The organism is Secundilactobacillus malefermentans DSM 5705 = KCTC 3548 (genome assembly GCF_001436395.1).
Classification (GTDB): domain Bacteria; phylum Bacillota; class Bacilli; order Lactobacillales; family Lactobacillaceae; genus Secundilactobacillus; species Secundilactobacillus malefermentans.
This window is the reverse complement of sequence record NZ_AZGJ01000137.1, coordinates 1-614: the sequence shown is the minus strand read 5'-3', so window position 1 is coordinate 614 and position 614 is coordinate 1. Positions and strand designations below refer to the sequence as shown.

Genomic DNA, 614 nt, shown 5'->3' with positions numbered 1-614 from the left:
TGGTAATTGTTGTTGCTCAAGCAACAGGTCAATGGCTGCTCGAACTTCATCAATAATAGATTTGTCTAAACTGGCTAACCGTTTTAGATCAGCATTAAAGGTTGCACGTGGTTTAAATCTTAGTTTTTTCATTATTTAAACTGACCCCAATAACCATCATCTGATTCAACAATTTCATCGTCAGGTAAAACATGGCGTTTAATTAACTGATCACGTGCAATTGCATATTCTAACGAACCTTCTTTAGCTTTTAATGCTCTTTCTAACCAGTCCATTTTTTCTTGTGAAACGATGGCTACTGCGCGACTATTTGAACGAGCAATATAAACGGTTTCGTCTTCGTCATTAACTTGATCTAAATATTTTTTTAGGTTAGCGCGAAAATCGCTCTGTGTTAGTGCTAATGTCATATTTACCACCCTTTCATTGTACTTAATATTGTACTTTAATTTGTACTAAAAATCAATTTTTTAAGGAGCTAAAACTATGCAACAAGTTGTCTTACCCATCAAAGATTCAAATGTTCTCAAGGAGGTTCAAGATACCTTACTCAACAACTTTAAAGCTGGCCGGCGTAACTATACAGTTTTTCAAGTTGGCAAAGCGACACTGTT

General features: G+C 35.3%; 1 protein-coding gene and 2 pseudogenes. 1 reads left to right on the top strand and 2 read right to left on the bottom strand.

Features of this window, described 5'->3' with window-relative positions; translation table 11 throughout:
- Both FD44_RS10180 and FD44_RS10175 read right to left on the bottom strand, forming a co-directional pair.
- A pseudogene (locus tag FD44_RS10180) lies at positions 1 to 132 on the bottom strand (type II toxin-antitoxin system YafQ family toxin); the annotation flags it as partial.
- Positions 132 to 410 carry a type II toxin-antitoxin system Phd/YefM family antitoxin gene (locus FD44_RS10175; RefSeq protein WP_010620850.1) on the bottom strand — a complete coding sequence of 93 codons (279 nt, stop codon included), beginning with the start codon at positions 408 to 410 and terminating at the stop codon, positions 132 to 134. The gene FD44_RS10175 and the pseudogene FD44_RS10180, both read right to left, overlap by 1 nt.
- Before the next feature lie 76 nt (positions 411 to 486).
- Between FD44_RS10175 and FD44_RS10920 the strand changes: the two are divergent.
- Positions 487 to 614 (top strand): annotated as a pseudogene (locus FD44_RS10920) (site-specific integrase); the annotation flags it as partial.

What these genes read in the sequence shown, in the direction of transcription:
- FD44_RS10175 (WP_010620850.1), bottom strand. Translation starts at nt 410, where the DNA reads ATGACATTAGCACTAACACAGAGCGATTTTCGCGCTAACCTAAAAAAA.